At 66.9% G+C, this 21,099-nt stretch carries 18 protein-coding genes; 3 read left to right on the top strand and 15 right to left on the bottom strand.

Going from position 1 to position 21,099, the window contains the following annotated elements:
* Positions 1-40: 40 nt before the first annotated feature.
* From nagB to AC1DF4_RS03600, 6 genes are all read right to left on the bottom strand, one after another.
* The gene (nagB, locus tag AC1DF4_RS03625; RefSeq protein WP_476911562.1) at positions 41-823 is read right to left on the bottom strand and encodes a glucosamine-6-phosphate deaminase; all 783 of its coding nucleotides are present in this window, start codon (positions 821-823) and stop codon (positions 41-43) included.
* A gap of 126 nt (positions 824-949) precedes the next feature.
* Complete coding sequence (locus AC1DF4_RS03620; RefSeq protein ID WP_476911561.1) at positions 950-2,521, bottom strand: transporter; 1,572 nt, start codon at positions 2,519-2,521, stop codon at positions 950-952.
* Positions 2,503-3,309, bottom strand: a complete 807-nt coding sequence (locus AC1DF4_RS03615; protein ID WP_476911560.1) for an ABC transporter ATP-binding protein — start codon at positions 3,307-3,309, stop codon at positions 2,503-2,505. Before AC1DF4_RS03615 ends, AC1DF4_RS03620 begins: the two co-directional genes overlap by 19 nt.
* A gap of 100 nt (positions 3,310-3,409) precedes the next feature.
* On the bottom strand, positions 3,410-4,510 hold the full coding sequence (locus AC1DF4_RS03610; protein ID WP_476911559.1) for an NADH:flavin oxidoreductase/NADH oxidase: 1,101 nt from the start codon (positions 4,508-4,510) through the stop codon (positions 3,410-3,412).
* Complete coding sequence (locus AC1DF4_RS03605; RefSeq protein ID WP_476911558.1) at positions 4,510-5,520, bottom strand: co-chaperone YbbN; 1,011 nt, start codon at positions 5,518-5,520, stop codon at positions 4,510-4,512. Before AC1DF4_RS03605 ends, AC1DF4_RS03610 begins: the two co-directional genes overlap by 1 nt.
* 137 nt (positions 5,521-5,657) lie before the next feature.
* On the bottom strand, positions 5,658-7,541 hold the full coding sequence (locus tag AC1DF4_RS03600; protein WP_476911557.1) for a hypothetical protein: 1,884 nt from the start codon (positions 7,539-7,541) through the stop codon (positions 5,658-5,660).
* A gap of 330 nt (positions 7,542-7,871) precedes the next feature.
* Here AC1DF4_RS03600 and AC1DF4_RS03595 point away from each other — a divergent pair, with 330 nt between their 5' ends.
* Positions 7,872-9,041 carry an AI-2E family transporter gene (locus tag AC1DF4_RS03595; protein ID WP_476911556.1) on the top strand — a complete coding sequence of 390 codons (1,170 nt, stop codon included), beginning with the start codon at positions 7,872-7,874 and terminating at the stop codon, positions 9,039-9,041.
* 75 nt (positions 9,042-9,116) lie between these two features.
* Here the strand turns inward: AC1DF4_RS03595 and AC1DF4_RS03590 are convergent, their stop codons facing one another.
* Both AC1DF4_RS03590 and AC1DF4_RS03585 read right to left on the bottom strand, forming a co-directional pair.
* Positions 9,117-9,914 carry an alpha/beta hydrolase gene (locus AC1DF4_RS03590; protein WP_476911555.1) on the bottom strand — a complete coding sequence of 266 codons (798 nt, stop codon included), beginning with the start codon at positions 9,912-9,914 and terminating at the stop codon, positions 9,117-9,119.
* A 62-nt stretch (positions 9,915-9,976) separates the two neighbouring features.
* The gene (locus tag AC1DF4_RS03585) at positions 9,977-10,330 is read right to left on the bottom strand and encodes an ATP/GTP-binding protein (RefSeq protein WP_441404664.1); all 354 of its coding nucleotides are present in this window, start codon (positions 10,328-10,330) and stop codon (positions 9,977-9,979) included.
* A 59-nt stretch (positions 10,331-10,389) separates the two neighbouring features.
* Here AC1DF4_RS03585 and nucS point away from each other — a divergent pair, with 59 nt between their 5' ends.
* Together nucS and AC1DF4_RS03575 are read left to right on the top strand one after the other, a co-directional pair.
* Positions 10,390-11,085, top strand: coding sequence for an endonuclease NucS (nucS, locus tag AC1DF4_RS03580; RefSeq protein ID WP_476911554.1), 696 nt, complete (start codon positions 10,390-10,392; stop codon positions 11,083-11,085).
* Between the two features lie 318 nt (positions 11,086-11,403).
* The gene (locus AC1DF4_RS03575; RefSeq protein WP_024365900.1) at positions 11,404-11,607 is read left to right on the top strand and encodes a cold-shock protein; all 204 of its coding nucleotides are present in this window, start codon (positions 11,404-11,406) and stop codon (positions 11,605-11,607) included.
* A gap of 615 nt (positions 11,608-12,222) precedes the next feature.
* Here AC1DF4_RS03575 and AC1DF4_RS03570 read toward each other — a convergent pair.
* From AC1DF4_RS03570 to atpA, 7 genes are all read right to left on the bottom strand, one after another.
* The gene (locus AC1DF4_RS03570; protein ID WP_476911553.1) at positions 12,223-14,778 is read right to left on the bottom strand and encodes a bifunctional lysylphosphatidylglycerol flippase/synthetase MprF; all 2,556 of its coding nucleotides are present in this window, start codon (positions 14,776-14,778) and stop codon (positions 12,223-12,225) included.
* Positions 14,775-16,157, bottom strand: a complete 1,383-nt coding sequence (locus AC1DF4_RS03565) for an alpha/beta hydrolase (protein WP_476911552.1) — start codon at positions 16,155-16,157, stop codon at positions 14,775-14,777. Before AC1DF4_RS03565 ends, AC1DF4_RS03570 begins: the two co-directional genes overlap by 4 nt.
* A gap of 5 nt (positions 16,158-16,162) precedes the next feature.
* A complete protein-coding gene (locus tag AC1DF4_RS03560) occupies positions 16,163-16,594 on the bottom strand; it encodes a DUF2550 domain-containing protein (RefSeq protein ID WP_476911551.1) in 432 nt (143 codons plus the stop codon).
* A 10-nt stretch (positions 16,595-16,604) separates the two neighbouring features.
* Positions 16,605-16,889, bottom strand: a complete 285-nt coding sequence (locus AC1DF4_RS03555; RefSeq protein WP_104172348.1) for a F0F1 ATP synthase subunit epsilon — start codon at positions 16,887-16,889, stop codon at positions 16,605-16,607.
* Between the two features lies 1 nt (position 16,890).
* On the bottom strand, positions 16,891-18,345 hold the full coding sequence (gene atpD / locus AC1DF4_RS03550) for a F0F1 ATP synthase subunit beta (protein ID WP_056426125.1): 1,455 nt from the start codon (positions 18,343-18,345) through the stop codon (positions 16,891-16,893).
* 80 nt (positions 18,346-18,425) lie between these two features.
* Positions 18,426-19,319, bottom strand: coding sequence for a F0F1 ATP synthase subunit gamma (locus tag AC1DF4_RS03545; protein WP_066432934.1), 894 nt, complete (start codon positions 19,317-19,319; stop codon positions 18,426-18,428).
* A gap of 76 nt (positions 19,320-19,395) precedes the next feature.
* The gene (gene atpA / locus AC1DF4_RS03540) at positions 19,396-21,033 is read right to left on the bottom strand and encodes a F0F1 ATP synthase subunit alpha (RefSeq protein ID WP_476911633.1); all 1,638 of its coding nucleotides are present in this window, start codon (positions 21,031-21,033) and stop codon (positions 19,396-19,398) included.
* Positions 21,034-21,099: the final 66 nt, after the last annotated feature.

Below are 21,099 nucleotides of genomic sequence, written 5' to 3'. Positions count from 1 at the left end.
CAGGGCGGGAGTACGGCGGCGGCATGTTGAAGGTGGAGTGCTACAACCCCTGCCACGAGGGCTTGTTCTCATAGCTGTGGCGGTAGTAGTCGGCGAGCCGCAGCGACGACGCCGCCGCCTCGTCGAGCAGGATCGTGGCATGCGGATGCAGCTGCAGGACCGAGGCCGCGCAGATGGCAGCGACGGGTCCTTCCACGAGGTCGCGGACCGCCTGCGCCTTCTGCGCACCGGTGGCAATGAGGATCACATGCCGGGCCTCCAGAATGGTTCCGAGTCCCTGGGTCACAACGTGGTGCGGGACGTGGGACAGGCTCCCGAAGAACCGTGCATTGTCCCGGCGTGTCTGCTCGATCAGCGTCTTGATCCGGGTCCGCGAGGCCAGGGAGGATCCGGGCTCGTTGAATCCGATGTGGCCGTCGGTGCCGACGCCCAGCAGCTGCAGGTCCACTCCCCCGGCCTCGCGGATGGCGTCCTCATAGGCCCGGCAGGCGGCGGGGATGTCCGCGGCCGATCCGTCCGGGCCTCGGACGTTCGCCGGGTCGATGTTCACCCGCTCGGTGAATTCACGCCGGATCACCTCACGGTAGGACTCCGGGTGTCCGGCCGGCAGTCCCACATATTCATCCAGGGCGAAGGCACGCACACGGCTGAAGTCCAGGCCGTCCCGGTCGTGCCGCAGCGCCAGTTCGTTGTAGACCGGCAGCGGGGACGAACCCGTCGCCAGGCCCAGGACGGCGTCGGGTTTGCGCCGGAGCAGTGCCTCCACGGCATCGGCCGCGAGCGCGGCGATCGGCTTGCTGCCGGACAGAATGACGACTTCCATGGCCCTGCCTTTACCGTTTACCGTTGCACTGCCGTTGCCTCTACCGCTGCCGATGCGCTTGGCCGCACCCATTGCCGGATCCGCCCTTAGGGGCAGGTTATCCCAGTCCCGCCCGCGGCGCCCCCGTCAGCGGTTGACGGCCAGCTGGGCCAGCAGTTCCGGCCCGCGTGCATCGAGCCATTTGCCGCCCAGCCGGACTCCGAGGGCGAACAACACGAGCCCCAGGACCGGGCCCAGGACCAGGTTGATCCAGCCGGGCACGGCGCTTCCGGTGACGAACTGTGCCACCACGAGCGCTATTTCCGGGATCATCAGGACGAGGAGGGCCCCCATCCCGCCGAACTGCACCGCCAGGGTCTGCGCCACATTGCCGGGCGGCTTCTTGAAGGGGCTGTCCCCGGGGAGCGGCACGGCAGTGGTGTAGCGTGCCGAGACGACAGAGGAAAGCCCGATCCCGCTGAACAGGACGCCTAGGGACAAGCCGAGCACTGCGGGCAACTGCCGCCAGTCCGCACCGAACAGGAACGGCAGGACGCTGAGCGCCAGCACCACCGGCAGGGCGAAAACGAGGCACGCCACCGCCCGGCCGAGCCGGTCGTGGACGCCCCGCACGCCCGTGGAGAGATGCAGCGCGAAGGCGGTGTTGTCATAGGAGACGTCTGCTGAGATGGACCAGGCAAGCAGGAACGCGGTCAGCGGGCCGATGAAGAGGAGCAGCCCGTAGGATCCCGTCTGGGTGGCCTGGAACAGGAGCAGCACCGGGAGCAGCGGGACGATGACGAGGGAGCCAGAGTACCGGGGGTCCCGGAGCCAGTAGCTCAGGGACCGTGCGGCGACCGCGCCCGTTGGCGTCGCCGGGAACAGCCCGAAGAAGCCGAGCCCGCCGGCCCGCTTTCGGGAACTGCCGGCATAGGGCGGCGTCACGAGTGCGCGCTGCAGCAGCAGCTTCCAGCACAGCGCGAGTCCGCCGAGTGTGGCAAGCGCGATCAGGAATTTGAGGGCCGCGGAGCCGTAGCTTCCCCCGGCAAGGTCGCCGCCAAGGGACCACGCGGCCCCCGCCGGCGTCCAGGACAGCGTGCGGGCCAGCCCGGTCAGGAAATCCCCGGAACTGGCAATCCCGTCGGCAATGCCGGCGACGATCGGGCCCATCAGGACGAGGGGTATCAGGAAGATCACCGCGCTGACGTCCTTGAATCGGCGGGAACTGGCCAGCCCTGCGGTGGCGGTGGTGACCACCTTGGACAGGACGATGCAGCTCAGCACACCGAGGACCGCGCCCACCAGGGCGCCGCCCGCGGCGGGCAGGCTCCGGGACCAGGTCCCGACGGTGCCCAGCGCCACCAGCATGGTCGCCGTGCCCGGGATGCCGATCAGCCCGCCGAGGGCCAGGCCCGTGAGCAGTTGCGGCAAAGGCACAGCGAAGGTGGTGAACCGCGCCGGATCCAGTGTCATGTCCGCGGCCGCGGCAGCGACCGGGACGACGGCCCATCCCAGCAGTGCCGCGGCGCCGCCCAGCACCACGACCGTCTGCGCCAGGCCGGCGTCCTCCCCGCGGAGGAACAGGAGCCCCGCGATCGCGAGTCCCACAAGTCCCAGCGCATACAGGACGCCGATGCCGAGGCCCACCAGCTGCCAGGGGCTGCGCCGGACGCTGTTGCGCAGCAGGATCAGCTTGAGCCTCAGAAGGTGCGCAACCATTCGAGACCTTCCGTGTGGTTGCGGCCGCCGACCAGCTGGACGAAGCGGTCTTCGAGGGACTCGCCCGCGCGGACTTCCTCGACCGTCCCGGCGGCGAGCAGCCGTCCGGCGGCGACGACGGCGACGTGGTCGCACATCCGCTGGACCAGGTCCATGACGTGGCTGGAGACAATGACCGTGCCGCCGGAAGCCACATAGCGGTCCAGGATGTCGCGGATGTTGGCGGCGGACACCGGGTCGACAGATTCGAACGGCTCGTCGAGCACCAGTAGCCGCGGTGCGTGGATCAGGGCCGAGGCGAGCGCTATCTTCTTGGTCATGCCGGCGGAGTAGTCCACCACCATCGTGCCGGCGTCGGAGCTGAGGTCCAGAGCCGCGAGCAACTCCTTGACGCGGCCTGCCACGACGTCCTTGTCCATGCCCCGCAACAGCCCGGCGTAGCTCACCAGCTGCTCGCCGGTCAGCCGGTCGAAGAGCCGGACGCCGTCGGGCAGGATGCCCATCAGCTTTTTGGCTTCCAGCGGCCGCTTCCAGACATCCACCCCGTGCACGAACGCGGTGCCGAACTCGGGCCGCAGCAGTCCCGTGGCCATCGACAGGGTGGTGGTCTTGCCGGCGCCGTTCGGGCCGACGATTCCGAAGAAGGAGCCCGCCGGAACGTCCAGGCTGATACCGTCCACGGCGATCTTGCCGCCAAAGCGTTTGGCCAGACCGCGCAGGGACAGTGCCGGGACCTGCTGGACTGGCTGGCTTTCAGGGGCAGGCGGATGCGGTTGCTGAAAAGTCATGTCGTTAGACTAACCGCCGCCGTACCCGGAATGGATCGTCCGCAAGGCGTACCCCCACGGGCGGACACTCTCTCCGCGCGAAGGCCCGCCAGCAGGGCTGCTAGAAGGAGTGGCGGGGAATGGCGCGTTCGTACTGCGGCGGCCAGGCCATTTCATGGCCAAGCTCGAACGCGGCCCGCAGCCACCAGTGCGGGTCGCGTAGGGCGGCCCGGGCGATGAAGACTCCGTCGGCCTGGCCGGTGGCCACGGCATGTTCGGCCTGGCCCGCCGAGGTCAGCAGCCCGACCGTGCCGGTCTTGACTCCGGTTTCGCGCCGGATCCGGGCGGAGAAATCGGTCTGGTAGCCGGGTCCCACCGGGATCTGCTGGTAAGCCACGGCGCCGCCGCTGGATACGTCGACGAGGTCTACGCCATGTTCCGAGGCCGCCTTGGCCATCCGCACCGACGCCTCCGCATCGATGCCGCCCTCGGCCCAGTCCGAGGCGGAGATCCGGAGCAGCAGCGGCATGGAGTCGGGGATGACGTTCCGCACGGCATCCACCACGGCCAGGGTGAGCCGGTTCCGGCCTGCTTCGTCGCCGCCCCAGCGGTCGGTGCGGTCGTTGACCAATGGGCTCTGGAACTGGTGCAGGAGGTACCCGTGGGCGCCGTGGATTTCGATCGTGTCGAAACCGGCACCGACGGCCCGCTCCGCCGCTGCGGCAAAATCGGCGATCACGCCGTCGATCTCCTCCTCCGACAACTCGGAGGGGGCGTCGTAGCCGTCAAAGGCCGAAGTGCCGGGACCCACGGTGGGCCAGCCGCCGTCGTCGGCAGCCACCGTGCCTTTCTGGCCGGAGAACGGCCAGTAGGACGACGCTTTCCGGCCGGCGTGCGCCAGCTGGGTGCCGATCTTGGTCTCTGCGGATCCGTGCCGGTGGACGAACGCCGTGATCCGCTCCCACGCCGCCGCCTGGTCGTCGTTGTAGAGTCCGGCGTCCCGCGGGCTGATCCGGCCGGCGGCGTTGACAGCAGCCGCTTCGGTGAGGATCAGGGCTGCGCCGCCGGTGGCGAAGGAGCCCAGATGCATCAGGTGCCAGTCGTTGGGGACCCCTTCACCGGTTTCCGGCTCACAGCTGTACTGGCACATCGGCGACACCCAGCCGCGGTGCTGCAGGTGCAGGGAACGCAGGTCCAGCGGCGTGAAGAGTGCGGAACCCATCAGAAGAGGACCCGTGCCAGGTTCTGGCGTGCCTTCGCGACCCGGTCGTCGCCGGTGCCCACGACGTCGAACAGTTCCAGCAGCCTGACCCGCGCCGTTTCCCGCTCGGGGCCGAAGTTCCGGCCGATGAACGCGACGATCCGGGCGAGCCCGTCCTCGACGTGTCCGCCGGCGATGTCCACGTCGGCCACGGCGAGCTGGGCCTCGAGGTTGTCCGGCTCGTCGGCGGCCAGCTTGCGCAGTGCGTCAGTGTCCGCGGCGGAGACCGGCTGGAGCCGGCCCATGAGCTCCACCTGCGCGAGCCCGGCCTTGGCTTCCGCGTCGGCGGGCATCTCCAGGAGGGCCTGGCGGTAGGCTTCCGCGGCCGCGGCGTAGTCCTCGGCCTCGATCGCGTCGAACGCCTTCTGGTGCAGGGGTGGGAGCGGCGGAGCCTCGGGGGCGGCGGCGCCGGGGCCGCCCGTACCGATCCGGCCCGACACGCCATTGGCTGCGGCGACCTTGAGCAGTTCGTCCAGCAGGCCGCGGACCTGCGTTTCCTCCGCGCCGCCCTGGAAGAGGGGCACCGGCTGGCCCTTGACGAGGGCGACGGCGGTGGGAACGGCCTGGACCTGGAACGCCTGGGCAAGCTGCGGGAACACCTCGACGTCGGCGGCGCCAAGGACCAGCTGGCCGTCGTAGCTGTCCACGATCCGCTCGAGGACGTCAACCAGTTCGGCTGAGCCGGGCGAGTACGCCGCCCAGAGCGCGACGACGACGGGAACCTGGGCGGACAGCTCCACGAGTTCCTGGAAGTTGGCTTCGGTGATGTCCACCCGCAGCCGACGACTGCCGTGCTCCGCGTCCCCGTTGTCCGGCGCCCCCGGCGCCCCCGGAGCGCCCGGCATGTCTGCCGGGCCAGCCGCGGCCGGCGCGGCTGGTCGCTGTTTCAGGGCGGAGAGGTCGACGGCGCCCCGCAGGTTAAGCGGGTTGGCGGCAGCAGGCGGGACCGGTCGGGAGGCTGGCGAAGTCATGGTTCCACTCTAGCCATATCGGCCCCGGGCGGTGCCACTTGGTGGACCCGGAGAGCAGAAAAGACCCGGCCTGGTGGCCGGGTCTTTCCTATCAGTGTGGCGTCAGCCTGCTGTTTTGTTCAGGGCTGGTCCTGCCCCTACTTGAAGCTGGCTCCCGTGAGGCCGCGGGTCGCGGCCACCAGCTTCATCGGGTCCTGGGACCCGGCCGGCGGGATGTAGACAGCCACGGACTCGGCGAAGTTCAGCACCATGCCGGTGCTGGTCTCCTTGCCGCCGGCCAGGGCAGCTGCGTCGTCGCCGATGGTCAGCTTGTCGCCCTCGGCCTTCGGGGTACCGTCGAACGCGAAGTTCAGGCGGCCCAGGGCGAGCGCCCCGCCGTCGGCGGTCCGGAACACCACGACGCTCTCCGGGACCACCTTGTGGGTGAAGGAGAAGGTGCCGTTGACGCCGGAGTTCACCACATCGGTCTGGTAGGCCAGCGTGTCCGCAATGTACGGGGAGGACTCGCCCTCGGCGATCTTGTCCTTGAACGCGGAATCGGCGGAATTCAGCCGGTCGCCCAGGCCGCCCAGCGCTTCCTCGCCGCTGTAGAGGAGGCCCGATTTATCCGACGGTGCCACCGTCTGCGTGCCGCCGCGTGCGATCCCCGGGAAAGTTGTCCCCGGCTGCAGCGGGGTGGTGAGGACCAGCTTGTAGTTCTCCCGCGGGGAGGCCTGGGTGAGGGTGAGAAGCTGCGGAACTACGTTGCCCTCGCCCTGGGTGACGGCCATGACCGTGCGCGGCCAGCTGCGCTTCTCGGTGACCACGGTGGTGAGCAGCTTCGTGGCACGGACCGGCATGCGGGCCTCATACGAGCCGACCTGGGACCGGATCTTGTAGTTTTGCGTGCGGACTTCGAGCTCGGGATTGGCCACGCGCGGCTCCAGCTTGCTGGCGTCCTTGGCGGCATCGCCGGCGTCGACCGCGCTGGCAACCTGCTCCAGGATGCGGCGGAACTGGGCATCGACCAGCACCGGCGAATCCGGGGTCTGCTCCGCTGCGGCGGACGAAGTGCCCGGCGACGGGGCGGGCGACTGGCTTGCCTGGGCCGCCACGCCGCTGCCGGCGACGGCGGTGGCCGTCAGCACGGCCACGACCGCTCCGGAGCGCCTCATCCGCTGCAATACGGTGGCCGGCGCGGCAGCGGACTTCTCTGCGGCGCCCTTGGGGGTGGTGTTCGTCGGGGCCGTATTTGTCGGGGCTGCGCCCTTCGAGTCAGCTGCCGGCGCGTCGACAACGGGGACCGCTGCCGTGGCTCCGGCGGATTTCCGGGCTTCGCTGCGGGCCGCGGCTTTGGCCTGCGCGCGGCGGGCAAAGCTGCTTCCGCCGGTCGAATCATCGCTTGAACCGCTGCCGGTCCCGGGACGGGTGCCGGACTTGGGCTTGAGCACCAGCAGGGCGGCGCCGGCCAGGATCAGCAGGCCGCCCAGGACCATGAACGGGATGGCCCACGGAGTGGAGGTGTCATTCGGGAAGGTCATGGTGATCGACGTCGGGGCGGGCTTGGTGCCGTCCGTCGCGAGCAGCAGCGACCAGTCGCCGTCGGCCGGCGGGGTCCAGGTGTACTTCAACTCGCCGCTGGCGTTCTCCGTACTGACCCACAGATCCGAACCCGCCGGTGAAGGCGAGGTCGCTTCGCCGTCGGCATGCGTCAGCTGCAGCGCCTTGCCGTCCTCGGACACGCCGGAGACAGTGTTGTGCGCGGTATTGCCGACCCAGGCCTCGACGTCATCCGGGCGCCCGGCGGCCAGCATGAAGCTGCCTTCGCCCTTGACATTGATGGTCACCGTGCCGTCCCGCATCGTACGAAGCTTCTCGTCAAATACGGTCAGCGGCGCCGCGGTGGCACCGGAGGGTGCGGTGGCGGTTACGGTCTCGGCCGGGGCCCAGAAAGTCTTTTGGCCGATACCGGCCAGCAGTGTCAGGAGGCCGAGCAGCACTAATGCAACTGCAGTCTTGAAACGCAAAATATTACCTATCATCAGCGGACACTTAGCTTCAATAGTAACGGTTTTGTTACCACAGAGTCAGATCGGCCTGCTTGTCAACCCCTTCCGCGGCCTCCGTAGAAGCCGCCTCACCGCGCCAAAACAAGCCTGCTGATAGTGTTTGCGTTGATCATCACACTAGGGCCGTGACCGCGGCACCGACGGGAAAATTCTCAAGGATTAAGGGCTTTCAACGCAGTGACTGGACACACGGATTCGCCCCTCTCAGGACAAGAAGAAAGCCAGGAATCCGGCAGCACGGCAGGCGGTCCGCAGGAGCAGGTTTCCCCCCGCCGGTCAGCCTTGGCCGGATTGCTAAACTCGATGGCCCACCGCCTGCGCCAGCCCCTCCCGGGAGCCCAGCCGCGCCTGCGCTTCGAAATGCCCCCGGAGCAGGACGGCGAAACGACGCCCGAGACCGAGACGGGCACCCGTTTTGGCGATCCCGGCCCGCGGATGTCCTCCCAGCACCCCCTCTACGTCGGGTTCATGGGTACTGTCGGCGTCGGCGTGGCCCTGCTCGTCTACTGGATCGGCTCCAATACAACGCAGCTGCTCCTCTGGATCGTGGCGGCACTTTTTATCGCGCTGGGCCTGGACCCGGTGGTCCGCTGGCTCGAGGCGAAGAGGTTCCCCCGCGCCGCCGGAATTGTGGTGGCCGTTTCCTCCCTGGCCCTGGCTGTCGCCGCCTTCTTTGCCACACTGATTCCCACGATCGTCCAGCAGGTCACCCAAATCGTCGAGGAGGCACCGCGCTGGATCACGGAGTTCATTAACTCCGACTTCTTCCGCAGCATCGACAACCAGTACGGGGTGCGGGAACGCATCACCCAGGAGCTGGAGAAGTTCGTCAACAACCCGGAGGCGATGGGCGGCATCTTCGGCGGCGTCGTCGGCTTCGGCTCTACCGTGGCGAACGGCCTGTTCGGCGCCCTGATCGTGCTGGTGCTCAGCCTCTACTTCCTGGCCGCCCTGCCAGCCATGAAGAAGTGGGGCTACCGTTTGGCCCCGCGGTCGCGCCGGGCCAGGGTCGAGGCCCTGTCCGAGGAAATCACCGGTTCGGTGGGCAACTACGTGATCGGCCAGGCCGTCGTCGCTCTCGTGAACGCCACCTTCGCGTTCATCGTAATGACGATCGTCGGCGTTCCGTTCGCCGTGCTGCTGGCCTTCGTAGTGGCCCTGCTGGCGTTCATTCCGTTGGTCGGCGGGCTGATCGCCGGCGTGATCGTCACGCTGATCGCCCTTACCGCAGGCTGGCAGACCGCCGTGGTCTATGCCATCTGCTACTTCGCCTACCTGCAGTTCGAGGCCTACTTCATTTCCCCGCGCATCATGCAAAAGGCCGTCGCGGTGCCTGGCGCCGTTGCCGTCATCTCGGTGATCGCCGGCGGCAGCCTGCTGGGTGTCCTGGGCGCGCTGATCGCGATCCCCACCGCAGCCGCCATCATGCTTCTGGTCAAGGAGATCTTCATCGTCCGCCAGGACAAGCACTAGCAAGCTTTTCGCTACGAAAAAGGACAGCCGCTGCGTGGATCCACGCAGCGGCTGTCCTTTTTTGTAGCGGAAACCTCAGGCGTGGGCGGTCGCTACCGGGCCGTCCCAGGACTGCGGCAGTTCGGTACCTGCCCCGCCCGGCAGCACCTCCTCGACAATCTCGTTGAGCACCCGGCCGGCGTACTTCTCCCCCACCCACAGGTGCTTGGCGCCGTCCACGCCCACGACGCGGGCCTGCGGCACCACACCGAAGCGCTCCGTGGCCCCGGCCGGCTGGAGGTAATCGTCGTGCTCGGGCACCAGGACCTTGAGCGGCTTGCCTGAGGCCGCCCACTCCTTGAGGTGCACGTCAGTGGCCCGGTGCAGCGGCGGCGAGAGCAGGATGGCCCCCTCCACCTCGGAGGCCACCGGCTCCGTAGCGCCGTACATCAGTGCGAGCTCCGTCCCGAAGGACCAGCCCACCAGCCAGCGGTTCGGCAGGCCGCGGTCGACGGCGAACTGCACGGCCGCCTCGACGTCCAGGCGTTCGCCGATGCCCTCCTCGAACGCTCCGTCGCTGGTTCCGCGCGGCGAGGCGGTGCCGCGGGTGTTGAACCGAAGCACGGCGATCCCGGCGAGGGCGGGCAGCCGGTAGGAGGCCTTGCGGTAGACATGCGAGTCCATAAAGCCGCCGTGGGTGGGCAGCGGATGGAGCGTGATCAGGGTGGCCTTCACCTCGCCGGACTCCGGGAGCGCCAGCTCGCCGACGAGCCGGTGCCCGTCGCCGGTGCGAAGCTCCACGTTCTCCCGGCGGGCGGGCAGAACCGTGGAGGCGCGGATCGCGGTCGGTGCGGAAGGCTGGCTGAAGACGTACGACGCCGGGTCAAAACTCATGCGTCCAGCTTAGCGAAAGCACCAAGCGGAGACGGCAAGCGGTGAGATAGCAACCGAAGCAGTCAGCGGTACCGGTAGCTGCGGGAGGTCCAGCAGTTGGTATGCCAGTGCCGCCGCTCCGCCAGCCCCGCGGCCGCCCCGAAGAGGTGGTCCTCTGACCACACGACGAGATGGGCGACGCCGGGCAGCACAGCCGTCGAACAGCCCGGACAGATGTAGGTCTTCTCGGCGCGGCCGGCGGTGATGGGCCGGACCGACCACTCGCCGTCTGGCGCACTCTCACGGCGCGCGAAACCCGAGCGTGCGCGCTCCAGGTCCAGCTCGGGCACCGGGCCGCCCTTCGCTCCGGGCTTCGCTCCCCTGCCGGATCCGGCCCGTCCCGGGACGGCACGGCGGGGGCGGTTGGAACGGGGCATGGTTCCATTCTGCCCCAGTCCGGGTGCCTCCTGTCCCCGCAGACGGTAGTGTTGACCGGGTGCGTTTAGTGATAGCCCGTTGCTCCGTTGATTACGTCGGCCGGCTCAAAGCCCATCTTCCGCTTGCCACCCGGCTCCTGCTGGTCAAGGCCGACGGTTCCGTCCTGGTCCATTCCGACGGCGGATCCTACAAGCCGTTGAACTGGATGAGTCCTCCGGCGTCCCTGCGGGTCTCCACTCCGGACGAGGTCGACGTCGAAATCGGCGTGGTGGAGCAGTGGACCGTCCAGTCGGCCAAGACCGATGACCGGCTGATCATCAATATCCATGAGCAGCTCCATGACACCTCCCACGAGCTCGGCCAGGACCCCGGGCTGATCAAGGACGGCGTGGAGGCGGACCTGCAGCGGCTGCTGGCCGACCAGATCGAACTCCTGGGCGCCGGTTTCTCCCTCATCCGCCGCGAGTACTTCACCGCCATCGGCCCGGTCGACATCCTGGCCAGGGATGCCAAGGGCGGCACCGTGGCCATCGAGCTCAAGCGCCGCGGAGACATCGACGGCGTCGAGCAGCTCACGCGCTACCTTGAACTGCTCAACCGCGACCCGCTTCTGGCTCCGGTCCGCGGGATCTTCGCCGCCCAGCAGATCAAGCCCCAGGCCAAGGTTCTGGCAAACGACCGCGGCATCGATTGCATCACCCTCGACTATGACGCGATGCGCGGAGTCGACGACGTCGAATCCCGGCTCTTCTAAAGGGACGCGACCGGCCGGAGAACCGGAAAGGCCGCAGATGCTGCAGCTAATGCACCTTCTCAGGCATTCATCGATACTTTGTACAAAATTTATGCCAATTGTGCGCCGTGCCCGTTGACCTGACGCAACTGTCATGAAATTCTTATACGAGTCTTTGTGTAGGTGTTTTTTCATGCTCGCAAGACATGTTGCGAGCGTGAAGCGCCTGCCGCCGAAGCCCGGTATTCCGGTCCCACAGCCAGGGTTCTTCTCGCGGAGTGACCAAGTCCGGCACGAAGTGTGCCGTACTTAACCAAGATCCATAATGAGGAGAAATACATGGCACAGGGAACTGTCAAGTGGTTCAACGCTGAAAAGGGCTTCGGCTTCATCACCCCGGATGACTCCGATGGCGATGTCTTCGTTCACTACTCGGAGATCCAGACCGGCGGCTTCAAGACCCTCGACGAGAACGCCCGCGTTCAGTTCGAAATCGGCCAGGGCGCCAAGGGCCCCCAGGCCACCGGCGTAACGCTGGTCTAGTACCCCGCAGCGGAACTGCCTGCGGCGGTCTCCGCGCAAGAAATGATCCCCGGCTATGAGCCGGGGATCATTTTTTTGCCCTGTTGGCCATGGGTTTGGGCTATCGGACAAGACGGGGGTGCATGCCGGGCGTGTCACGGGCGTCCTGCCGGGGATCCGAGCTGCCCGGCTTGGCCGCCGCCGGTCTCGCCCGGAGGCTGCGGTCCGGGGGCACTTTTGACACGGACACGCCGCGGACACCGGACCAAGGGTCCCGAATTGTGTTCAAAGGCGCCCCTGACGGTGATCTGCAGTGCCGGGAGCTGCCTTCGATGCGGGGTTTATGGGCAGCGCCCGCTGGGCAGTTTTTGGCGTCAAAGCTTAGCTAACGAGGATTTGCCCCACCCTCACCGGGAAACTGGGCCCATCTATACACACCCTTCGTCCTTTAACCCCATTGTTTGGCACATTGCGGTGCATTGTTTGGACACCGTAGTGGAGGCCGCTATTGGCCGGTCCGAATTGTTGCCGCCCGTGCTTCCGCCGTTGTTGCCCTGCAATGTAGCCCTGTGTTGGTGCCCCAGGGTTGTTGCCTCAGGTTGGTCATGGCCGTGCAGAATGCCCCATGACGCGGGGTCAGCGCACAAGGGTCCTGAGCAGCCGTGCGCTTTGGCGCACGGACAATCCGGGCAGGTAGGCCCGGCTCAGCGCCCGGCCCATGGCCGGCAGCTGCAGGGGGTCCTGGTAATAGAGGTACAACGTCCGGTAGTCGGGCTTGAAACGGGACTTGAAGGTGGCCAGCGAACGGAACCCGTACACGGGCTCCAGCGCTTTCCCGACGACGTCGAGGATTCCCGCCAGTCCCCCGGAGGCCGCCTCCTCTCCGGCCACATCCGCCACCTGCGCCATATCCTTGGCCAGCGGCGAGCCGGACAGTGAGATGACCTCCACCGAGCTGCGCAGCTCCTGCACCGCGGAGGCGATCAGGAATTCCATGACGCCGGGGAAGGCGTCACCGCGCCGGCGCATGAAGTCCAGGGTCCAGCTCACGAGTCGCCCGTCCGTGTACACCGGCAGCCAGCTCGTGACGCCCTGGACCTGCCCCTCGGCATCGACAGCTACACAGCAGAGGACCTCTGCGTCCTCGAGCTCGTCGATGCCGCCAAGGGTGAAGCCCATCTCCGGGACAGACTTCTGGGCGGCCCACTCCTCCGAGACCTCGCTCAGCTGGGCGCGCAGCGCCGGCGAAAAGTCGGCGTAGCGGCCCCACACCGCGCGCACCCCGGTCTTCTCCGCCCGGTTCAGGGCCGTGCGGACGTTCTGCCAGTCCTTGCCCTTGAACTCGAGGGAGCGCACCGCCAGCCTGGTTTCCTGGGCCACCGCCACGCGCCGGAAGCCGCGGCCCTGCAGCATCGGCCACAACTCGTCCGTGCAGGAATAGAAGCACGGGATGAGGGCGTGTTCGGCGCAGTAGCGGATGAAACCCGCTGCGGTCTCCTCGTGGAACGCCGCCGGGCCAAAGGGCCCGGCCAGCGTCAGCGCGACGTTGCCGTGCTGCTGGTACGCCACTCCCCCGCGGCCGTCCGGCGCGAACCAGTACTTGTTGGGCTCCCACAGCGCCATCCACGACAATGAGTCCCCGCCTTGGCGGATCAGGCCGCGGGCCACGTCACGGTCCCCCGCCCCGGCATCGGTCCGGTGCAGCCGGCGCTGAAGGACCAGCCAGACGGCGGCCAGGGACACCGCCCAGAAGATAATGCCAGACGTGGCGAAGAGGAAGGCCTCGACGGCGTCCCGGCCCTCGAAGATGCGGCTGTAGATTCCGGGGATGGGCACCGGCAAGTACTGGCGGGAGAGCTCGGCGGCCAGTCCCAGCAGGCCGCCGTCGCGGTCCATGCCGCCTGCGGCCAGCCACACTCCGGTGTAGCAGGAGGCCAGCACCAGCCAAGTGCCGCCGACAACGGCGGCGAGGGCACCGCGGGCCCGGGGACTCGTTTCGACGCGGAACTGGCGGCGGTTGGCCGCGAGCAGCACCACCAGCACCAGTGGCACCACCACGAGGGGAAGGACGTGGACAAACCCGGACCCCATCACTCCTGTGCGCGGCCGGTTGGGGTACTGCGGAATCCTGGCGAACAGGGACAGGTAGACGGCGGCCATGGCTGTCACGGCCAGCTGGAGGGCGATCGCGATCCGCAGGGCCAGCCGGCGGCCGTGCCGCATGCCGTCGGCGCAGATGAGCAGCAGCACCACGGGCACCACCGCCAGCGCGAGACCCAGCGGCCCCGCAAAGCCGGCGCGGCCCGCCTCCAGGCAGGTGGCATCCAGGGTGCCGCCGCAGTATTGTTCGAGCTGGTTCAGCGTGGGCAACGGGTTCAGGACGACGTCCCGCAGCAGGGCCAGAGGCCCGGTGGGGGTCCGGACAGTGGCGGTCAGGATCGGCCCGACGGCGAAAATCGCCACGGTAAGCGCGAGCAGGTTGCGGGTCTCGCGGCCTGTGGAGCGGTGGCGGTGCAGAGTGCCCTTGTCGCCCTGGATCCACCAGCCCGCCGCCAGCCCGGCGAGTGCCCCGGCGAACCCGACGACCGTCTCGGCGTGCCCGACGTAGAGCACAAGCATGAGGGAGATGGAGATGACGGCGGTGCGCAGGCGCCTTTGCCACAGCGTGGGCAGCAGCCCGCTGGACGCCAGCGAGACGGCTAGGACCGCCGCGTAGGGGCCCATCAGCCGCGCGTCGACCATCCGGCTGAGCCAGCCGTCGTCGACATAGCGCGCCAGCTGGGTGAGGAGCAGGAACAGCGTCACCGCCGCGAACTGGGCGGCGAAGTAGAACACTGCGGTGCGCCGCGTCCCCAGCTGCCGCTCGGCGAGGCCCAGCAGGAGCAGGATCATCAGCGCGGCCGCGGCGTAGGCCAGCAGGTTCGTGGCGAAGAACATCGACGTGAACAGCGCCCACCAGCGCCCGGCTTTCAGCTCCGGGGCACTGACGGACGCCACGTCGAGCAGCGACTCCGGTGGCCCGGAGAGAAAGCTTCCGGTGGCTGCGCCGGTGATCAGGAAGACCGCGAGGACGGCAAGGGTGAAGGGTATGGCGCGCAGATGCCCCAGCGATTGCCGGACGCCGTGGCGGCCCAGGCCCTGAAGGGAGGCGGCCCCGGTCCCCTGGTTCTGTGCCGTTACTCCCGGGCTCACTGCGGGATGCCCCAGCGGGAGGCCAGGAAGTCGAGACCGCCGGGAAGGCCCCTGGATGCGGTCTCCCAGGAGTGCCCGGCACCGGCAATCCGGTAAGCCTCCACGGTGAACCCGGCGGAGCGCGCCGCATCGGACAAAAGATCCATGTAGCCGATGAATTCGGGGTCCCGCTCACCGGCGCCAAAATAGATGGCATGCCCGTCAAAGCGGTTGTCCTTCATGAGCCGAAGCGGCGTCTGGCGGTCGAAGGCTTCGGTGTCACCGTCGAAGGAGGCGGCGATGGTCTTCTCCCGCTCCTTCGCGAGGGCGGGTTCCTTCTCGCTGGAAAAGGCCAGGGCGGAGCTGTAAATGTCCGGGTGCCGGGTCACCATCTGCATCGCACATGTCCCGCCGAAGGAGAATCCCCCGGCCGCCCACCGCGAGGGGTCCGGATCCACGTCCAGCGTCCGGTTGATCCAGGCCGGCACGTCTGCGGCGAGGAACGTGTCGGCCCGAGCGATTTTGCTGTCCATGCAGAGGGTGTTGCCCGACGCGGAGCCGTTGGGGTCCACCACCACTACTACCGGGGACACGCCGTGGTGCTCGGCCGCGTACCGGTCCATGCGGCTGCGCAGCGCCCCTCCCGTGAGCCAGTCGGCCGGTGTGCCGGGCTGGCCGGAGAAGAGCACCAGGACGGGAAGGGCCGGCCGCGGGGTGGTCCGGTAGGCAGGCGGCAGATAGATGTATGCCTCGCGGCTTTCGAAGCCCGAGGTGGTGCCGGGGATGACGGCGCGCCGCAGCACGCCGCCGTCGGGCAGTCCAGCCGGGGGGGTCCATTCGGAGAGACTGACGCCGGCCGGGGCCCCGGGGGCGCGTTTCAGCCCGTCTTCCAGCGGCTGGATCCGTGCGACGGCGGTGCCCATCAGGTCGCTCACCGTGTGGTTGAGGCCAAAGTAGCCGTTGATCTGGACGGCGGAGAGCAGAACCACGCCGAGCAGCGCGCCCGTTGCCACCGCGGCCGCGCGGGCGGGGTGCCGGGGGCTTCCCTGCCCGGGGGCCGGGTCCTTTCCGGGCCGCCAGATCCCCCACAGGCGCAATACCCAGAGCAGCAGTGCCGTGACCGGGAGAAGAGACCAGGCCAGGACCTCGCGTGGCAGCTCCTCCGGGAAGACCGAGAAGGCGTAGATCATCAGCCAGTGCACGCCGGCGAGCACCGCGGCGGCTGCCAGGATGGCGGCGGCGGGGACAAGGAGGAAACCCGACCAGCGCGGGGTGGCGGTATTCCCGTTGCGGCGCCGTGCACCGTGCCAGAGCAAGTAGGCAACGCCCCCGGCGCCGGCAGCCCAGGCAATCCACAACACCGGCCCGTCGACGAGCCGGAGGTCTTCGAGAAAGTCCACCGCGGCTAGCGCCAGGTGCCGACGCCGACGACCGGTCCGGCTTCAAGCCAGGAAGACAGCCCGGTGTAGGCGTCGAACCGCATCGCGAGCAGGACGTCCTGCCCTTCATAGCGGAGTTCAACGATCACGGCATCGGGCTGGACCTTGACCAGCTCGGATTCGGTGGGCTTGCGCCTGCCGATCAGCTCCAGCGAACTCCGGCGGAAAGTGTGCTTTGGCCGCATGCTCAGCGAGGCAAGGCGAAACCACTCAAGGTCGTTGTCCTGATAACGACAAACCCCCATCTGCCAGCTGTTTCCAGCCGTGCAAATGGAGGCGTCCACCGTGCCCAGGGCGCGCCGCAGATTGAAGCGGCGCACCCCGGAAAGGCACAGTGCAAATACCAGCAACGCAAAGATCGTTGCCAGGACGATGAACGGAATAACAGTATCGTTCATCAAGGTCGTGCTAGCGGATCCCCGCAGTAGCCGCGTCGCCCATTTGGGCGTTGTCAGCAACAATGACGACCCGGTTGTTGTCGACGGAGAAGAATCCGCCGTCGACCACTACAGCAATGCGGTCACCGGAGACCGGCTCGATGGCCAGCTCACCTTCGGCCAGAATCGCCAGCAGGGGCGAGTGGCCGGGCAGGATTCCGATTTCACCATCGCTGGTGCGGGCCTTGACCATCTTGGCCGCTCCGGACCACACGAAGTGGTCCGCTGCGACAATCTCAACCTCAAGCTCAGCCATATTACTTGGTCTGTTCCTGGATCTTGGCCCACTGGCGCTCGACGTCATCCAGGCCGCCGACGTTGAAGAACGCCTGCTCTGCAATGTGGTCCAGCTCGCCGTCGCAGATCGCGGTGAAGCCTTCCACGGTGTCCTTGATGGACACGGTGGAGCCTTCGACGCCGGTGAACTGCTTGGCGGTGTAGGTGTTCTGCGAGAGGAACTGCTGGATGCGGCGTGCACGCGACACGACGATCTTGTCCTCTTCAGACAGTTCGTCAACGCCGAGGATGGCGATGATGTCCTGGAGTTCCTTGTTCTTCTGCAGGATCTGCTTGACGCGGACGGCCGTGTTGTAGTGGTCGTTGCCGATGTACTGCGGATCCAGGATGCGGGAGGTCGACGTCAGCGGGTCAACGGCCGGGTACAGACCACGGGAAGCGATTTCACGGGAAAGTTCCGTGGTCGCGTCGAGGTGTGCGAAGGTCGTGGCCGGAGCCGGGTCGGTGTAGTCATCTGCGGGGACGTAGATGGCCTGCATCGAGGTGATCGAGTGGCCCTTGGTGGACGTGATGCGCTCCTGGAGGAGACCCATCTCGTCAGCCAGGTTGGGCTGGTAGCCCACGGCGGACGGCATGCGGCCGAGGAGGGTGGAAACCTCGGAGCCTGCCTGCGTGAAGCGGAAGATGTTGTCGATGAAGAGCAGCACGTCCTGGTTCTGCACATCGCGGAAGTACTCCGCCATGGTCAGCGCGGACAGGGCCACGCGCAGACGCGTTCCCGGCGGCTCATCCATCTGTCCGAAGACAAGGGCGGTGTCCTTGAGGACGCCTGCCTCTTCCATTTCAACCCAGAGGTCGTTGCCTTCACGGGTACGCTCGCCGACACCGGCGAACACCGAGGTGCCGCCGAAGTTGCGGGCAACACGGGTGATCATTTCCTGGATCAGAACGGTCTTGCCGACGCCGGCACCACCGAACAGACCGATCTTGCCACCCTTGATGTACGGGGTGAGAAGGTCGATGACCTTGATGCCGGTTTCCATCATCTCGGTGGAACCCTCGAGCGTCGCGAAGGCGGGAGCCTTGCGGTGGATGGGCCAGCGCTCGGTGATCTCGAGTTCCGACTCAGCCACGTCAAGCGGCTGTCCGAGGACGTTGAAGATGTGTCCCTTGACGACGTCGCCGACGGGGACGGAGATGGGGGCGCCCGAGTCCACTACAGCGGTGCCGCGGACGAGTCCGTCGGTTGCCTGCAGGGAGATGGCGCGAATGACGTTGTCGCCGAGGTGCAGAGCAACCTCGAAGGTGATCGTCTTGGTCTCACCGTTGAGAGTAATCTCGGTGGTGAGTGCGTTGTAAATCGAGGGGATTGCGTCAGCCGGGAATTCGACGTCGACAACCGGGCCAATAACACGTGCAATACGGCCGGTAGCACCGGTCGTCGCGGCTACGTGTTCGGTAGCAGTGGCAGTCATCTCTCTCACTTCACTCAGTAGATGGCGTTGGGGTTAAGTTAACTTTGGTGCAGGTACAGCTGGTTCCGAATCCGGGGAGGCTAGGACGCGTTCAACGCGTCGGCGCCGGCCACGATTTCGGAAAGCTCCTGCGTAATTTCAGCCTGGCGGGCGGTGTTGCGCAGACGCGTGAACTTCTTGATGAGCTCCGTGGCGTTGTCGCCGGCGGACTTCATTGCCCGCTGGCGGGCAGCGAGCTCCGAAGCTGCTGCCTGCAGCATCGCGGCGAAGATACGTGATTCGATGTAGCGCGGCAGCAGAGCATCGAGAACCTGCTCCGTTTCCGGCTCGAATTCGTAGAGCGGCAGGAGGTCCGATTCGGACGCAGCCTGCTCTTCGACAACCTCAAGCGGGAGAAGACGGACAACCGTCGGCTCCTGCGTGACCATGGACTTGAAGCGGGTGTAGACGACATGGATCTCGTCGACGCCGCCCTCTGCGTAGTCGGTCGCAAAGTCAGCCAGCAATGCCTCGCCGATTTCCTGTGCGGTGGCAAACTCCGGTGCGTCCGTGCCGCCGGTCCAAACACGCTCGTAAGGACGGTTCCGGAAGTCGAAGTATGCCTGCGCCTTGCGGCCGACCAGGTACATCTTGACTTCTTTGCCTTCCTCGACGAGCAGTTCGTTGAGGCCTTCGGCCTGCTTGAGCACGCTCGCGGAGTACGACCCTGCGAGGCCACGGTCCGAGGTGATTACCAGGACGGCGGCCCGGCGGATCTGCTCCGGCTCGGTGGTCAGCGGGTGGTCGATTTCGCTCTGGCTTGCGACAGCAGAAACGGCACGCGTGATGGCGTTTGCGTAAGGCAGTGAAGCTGCTACGCGTGCCCGGGCCTTGCCGATGCGCGAGGTAGCGATCAGTTCCATCGCCTTGAAGATCTTGCGCATCGACGTCGTCGAGCTGATCTTCTGGCGGTAGACCCGGATCTGGGCTCCCATACTTATCCTTTCCTAAGATCCCGTTGGCCGGGACTGCCGGAACCCGGTGGGGTTCCGGCAGTCCCTGCCAGCGAAACTAGCGCTTCTGCTTGACGATTTTTTCCTGGTCGACCTGTGCCTCGTCGATGGGGGCGTGCTCTTCGTGCCCCGCACCAACCAGGTGGTTGTCTCCCTCGCCGAAGAAGCCCTTCTTGAAGTCCACGATCGCGGTCTTCAGTGCTTCTGCAGTGTCATCGCTCATGACGTTGGTCTGGGCCAGCGTCGTCAGGATGGAGGACTTGTGCTTGAGGTGCTCCAGGAACTCGGTCTCGAAGCGGTTGATGTCCTCAACCGGAACGTTGTCGAGGTGCCCGTTGGTGCCGGCCCAGATGGAGACGACCTGGTCCTCAACCGGGAACGGCGAGTACTGTCCCTGCTTGAGCAGTTCCATCAGGCGTGCACCACGGGTCAGCTGCTGGCGCGATGCGGCGTCGAGGTCCGACGCGAACATTGCGAACGCCTGCATGTCGCGGTACTGGGCCAGTTCCAGCTTCAAAGTACCGGAGACCTTCTTCATGGACTTGACCTGGGCGGCGCCACCAACACGGGAAACGGAGACACCCACGTCGACGGCGGGACGCTGGTTGGCGTTGAAGAGGTCCGACTGCAGGAAGATCTGGCCATCGGTAATGGAGATCACGTTGGTCGGGATGTAGGCGGAGACGTCGTTTGCCTTCGTCTCGATGAGCGGCAGGCCGGTCATCGAACCTGCACCGAGCTCGTCGGAGAGCTTGGCACAACGCTCCAGCAGGCGGGAGTGCAAGTAGAAAACGTCACCCGGGTAGGCTTCGCGTCCCGGCGGGCGGCGGAGCAGCAGCGACACTGCACGGTAGGCCTCGGCCTGCTTGGAGAGGTCGTCAAACACGATGAGGACGTGCTTGCCGCCGTACATCCAGTGCTGGCCGATTGCCGAACCGGCGTACGGTGCCAGGTACTTGAAGCCTGCGGGGTCGGACGCGGGGGAAGCCACGATGGTCGTGTACTCCAGTGCGCCGTTGTCCTCAAGGGTCTGACGGACAGCCGCGATCGTGGATGCCTTCTGGCCGATTGCCACGTAGATGCAGCGAACCTGCTTGTTGACATCGCCGGAAGCCCAGTTGGCCTTCTGGTTGATGATCGTGTCGATCGCGATTGCCGACTTGCCGGTCTGGCGGTCACCGATGATCAGCTGACGCTGGCCGCGGCCGATCGGAATCATGGCGTCGATAGCCTTGAGGCCGGTCTGCATCGGTTCGTGGACCGACTTGCGCTGGGTCACGCCGGGCGCCTGGAGTTCCAGTGCGCGGGTGGTCTCGGCCTTGATCTCGCCGAGGTCGTCGATGGGCTCGCCCAGCGGGTCGACTACGCGGCCGAGGAAGGCGTCGCCCACCGGTACGGACAGAACCTGTCCGGTGCGGTGAACTTCCTGGCCTTCTTCGATGCCGGTGAAGTCACCGAGGATGATGACGCCGATCTCGCGCACGTCGAGGTTCTGGGCCAGGCCCAGGGTGCCGTCTTCGAAGCGAAGCAGCTCGTTCGCCATGACCGAGGGAAGGCCCTCAACACGGGCGATGCCGTCACCTGCGGTTGTTACACGGCCGACCTCTACGCGCTCTGCGTTTCCGGGTTCGTAGGACGCCGCGAACTCGTTCAACGCATTACGGACGTCGTCGGCGTTGATGGTCAATTCGGCCATCTGCAGTCCCTGCTCTCCTGTTTTCGTGATCATCGTTGCTCACGATGACCGGGGTTTCGTTTCGTT

This window comes from Arthrobacter sp. 05N429 (genome assembly GCF_056397045.1).
Note: the sequence above shows the minus strand (reverse complement) of the source record. Positions and strands in the feature narration are given on the sequence as shown.

Coding starts and splice junctions, on each gene's coding strand:
- AC1DF4_RS03585 (WP_441404664.1), bottom strand. CDS start 10,330: ATGCCCCGTTCCAACCGCCCCCGCCGTGCCGTCCCGGGACGGGCCGGA.
- AC1DF4_RS03590 (WP_476911555.1), bottom strand. CDS start 9,914: ATGAGTTTTGACCCGGCGTCGTACGTCTTCAGCCAGCCTTCCGCACCG.
- atpA (WP_476911633.1), bottom strand. CDS start 21,033: ATGGCCGAATTGACCATCAACGCCGACGACGTCCGTAATGCGTTGAAC.
- AC1DF4_RS03575 (WP_024365900.1), top strand. CDS start 11,404: ATGGCACAGGGAACTGTCAAGTGGTTCAACGCTGAAAAGGGCTTCGGC.
- AC1DF4_RS03595 (WP_476911556.1), top strand. CDS start 7,872: ATGGCCCACCGCCTGCGCCAGCCCCTCCCGGGAGCCCAGCCGCGCCTG.
- AC1DF4_RS03555 (WP_104172348.1), bottom strand. CDS start 16,889: ATGGCTGAGCTTGAGGTTGAGATTGTCGCAGCGGACCACTTCGTGTGG.
- AC1DF4_RS03620 (WP_476911561.1), bottom strand. CDS start 2,521: ATGGTTGCGCACCTTCTGAGGCTCAAGCTGATCCTGCTGCGCAACAGC.
- atpD (WP_056426125.1), bottom strand. CDS start 18,345: ATGACTGCCACTGCTACCGAACACGTAGCCGCGACGACCGGTGCTACC.
- AC1DF4_RS03605 (WP_476911558.1), bottom strand. CDS start 5,520: ATGACTTCGCCAGCCTCCCGACCGGTCCCGCCTGCTGCCGCCAACCCG.
- AC1DF4_RS03545 (WP_066432934.1), bottom strand. CDS start 19,319: ATGGGAGCCCAGATCCGGGTCTACCGCCAGAAGATCAGCTCGACGACG.
- AC1DF4_RS03560 (WP_476911551.1), bottom strand. CDS start 16,594: ATGAACGATACTGTTATTCCGTTCATCGTCCTGGCAACGATCTTTGCG.
- nagB (WP_476911562.1), bottom strand. CDS start 823: ATGGAAGTCGTCATTCTGTCCGGCAGCAAGCCGATCGCCGCGCTCGCG.
- AC1DF4_RS03610 (WP_476911559.1), bottom strand. CDS start 4,510: ATGGGTTCCGCACTCTTCACGCCGCTGGACCTGCGTTCCCTGCACCTG.
- AC1DF4_RS03615 (WP_476911560.1), bottom strand. CDS start 3,309: ATGACTTTTCAGCAACCGCATCCGCCTGCCCCTGAAAGCCAGCCAGTC.
- AC1DF4_RS03600 (WP_476911557.1), bottom strand. CDS start 7,541: ATGATAGGTAATATTTTGCGTTTCAAGACTGCAGTTGCATTAGTGCTG.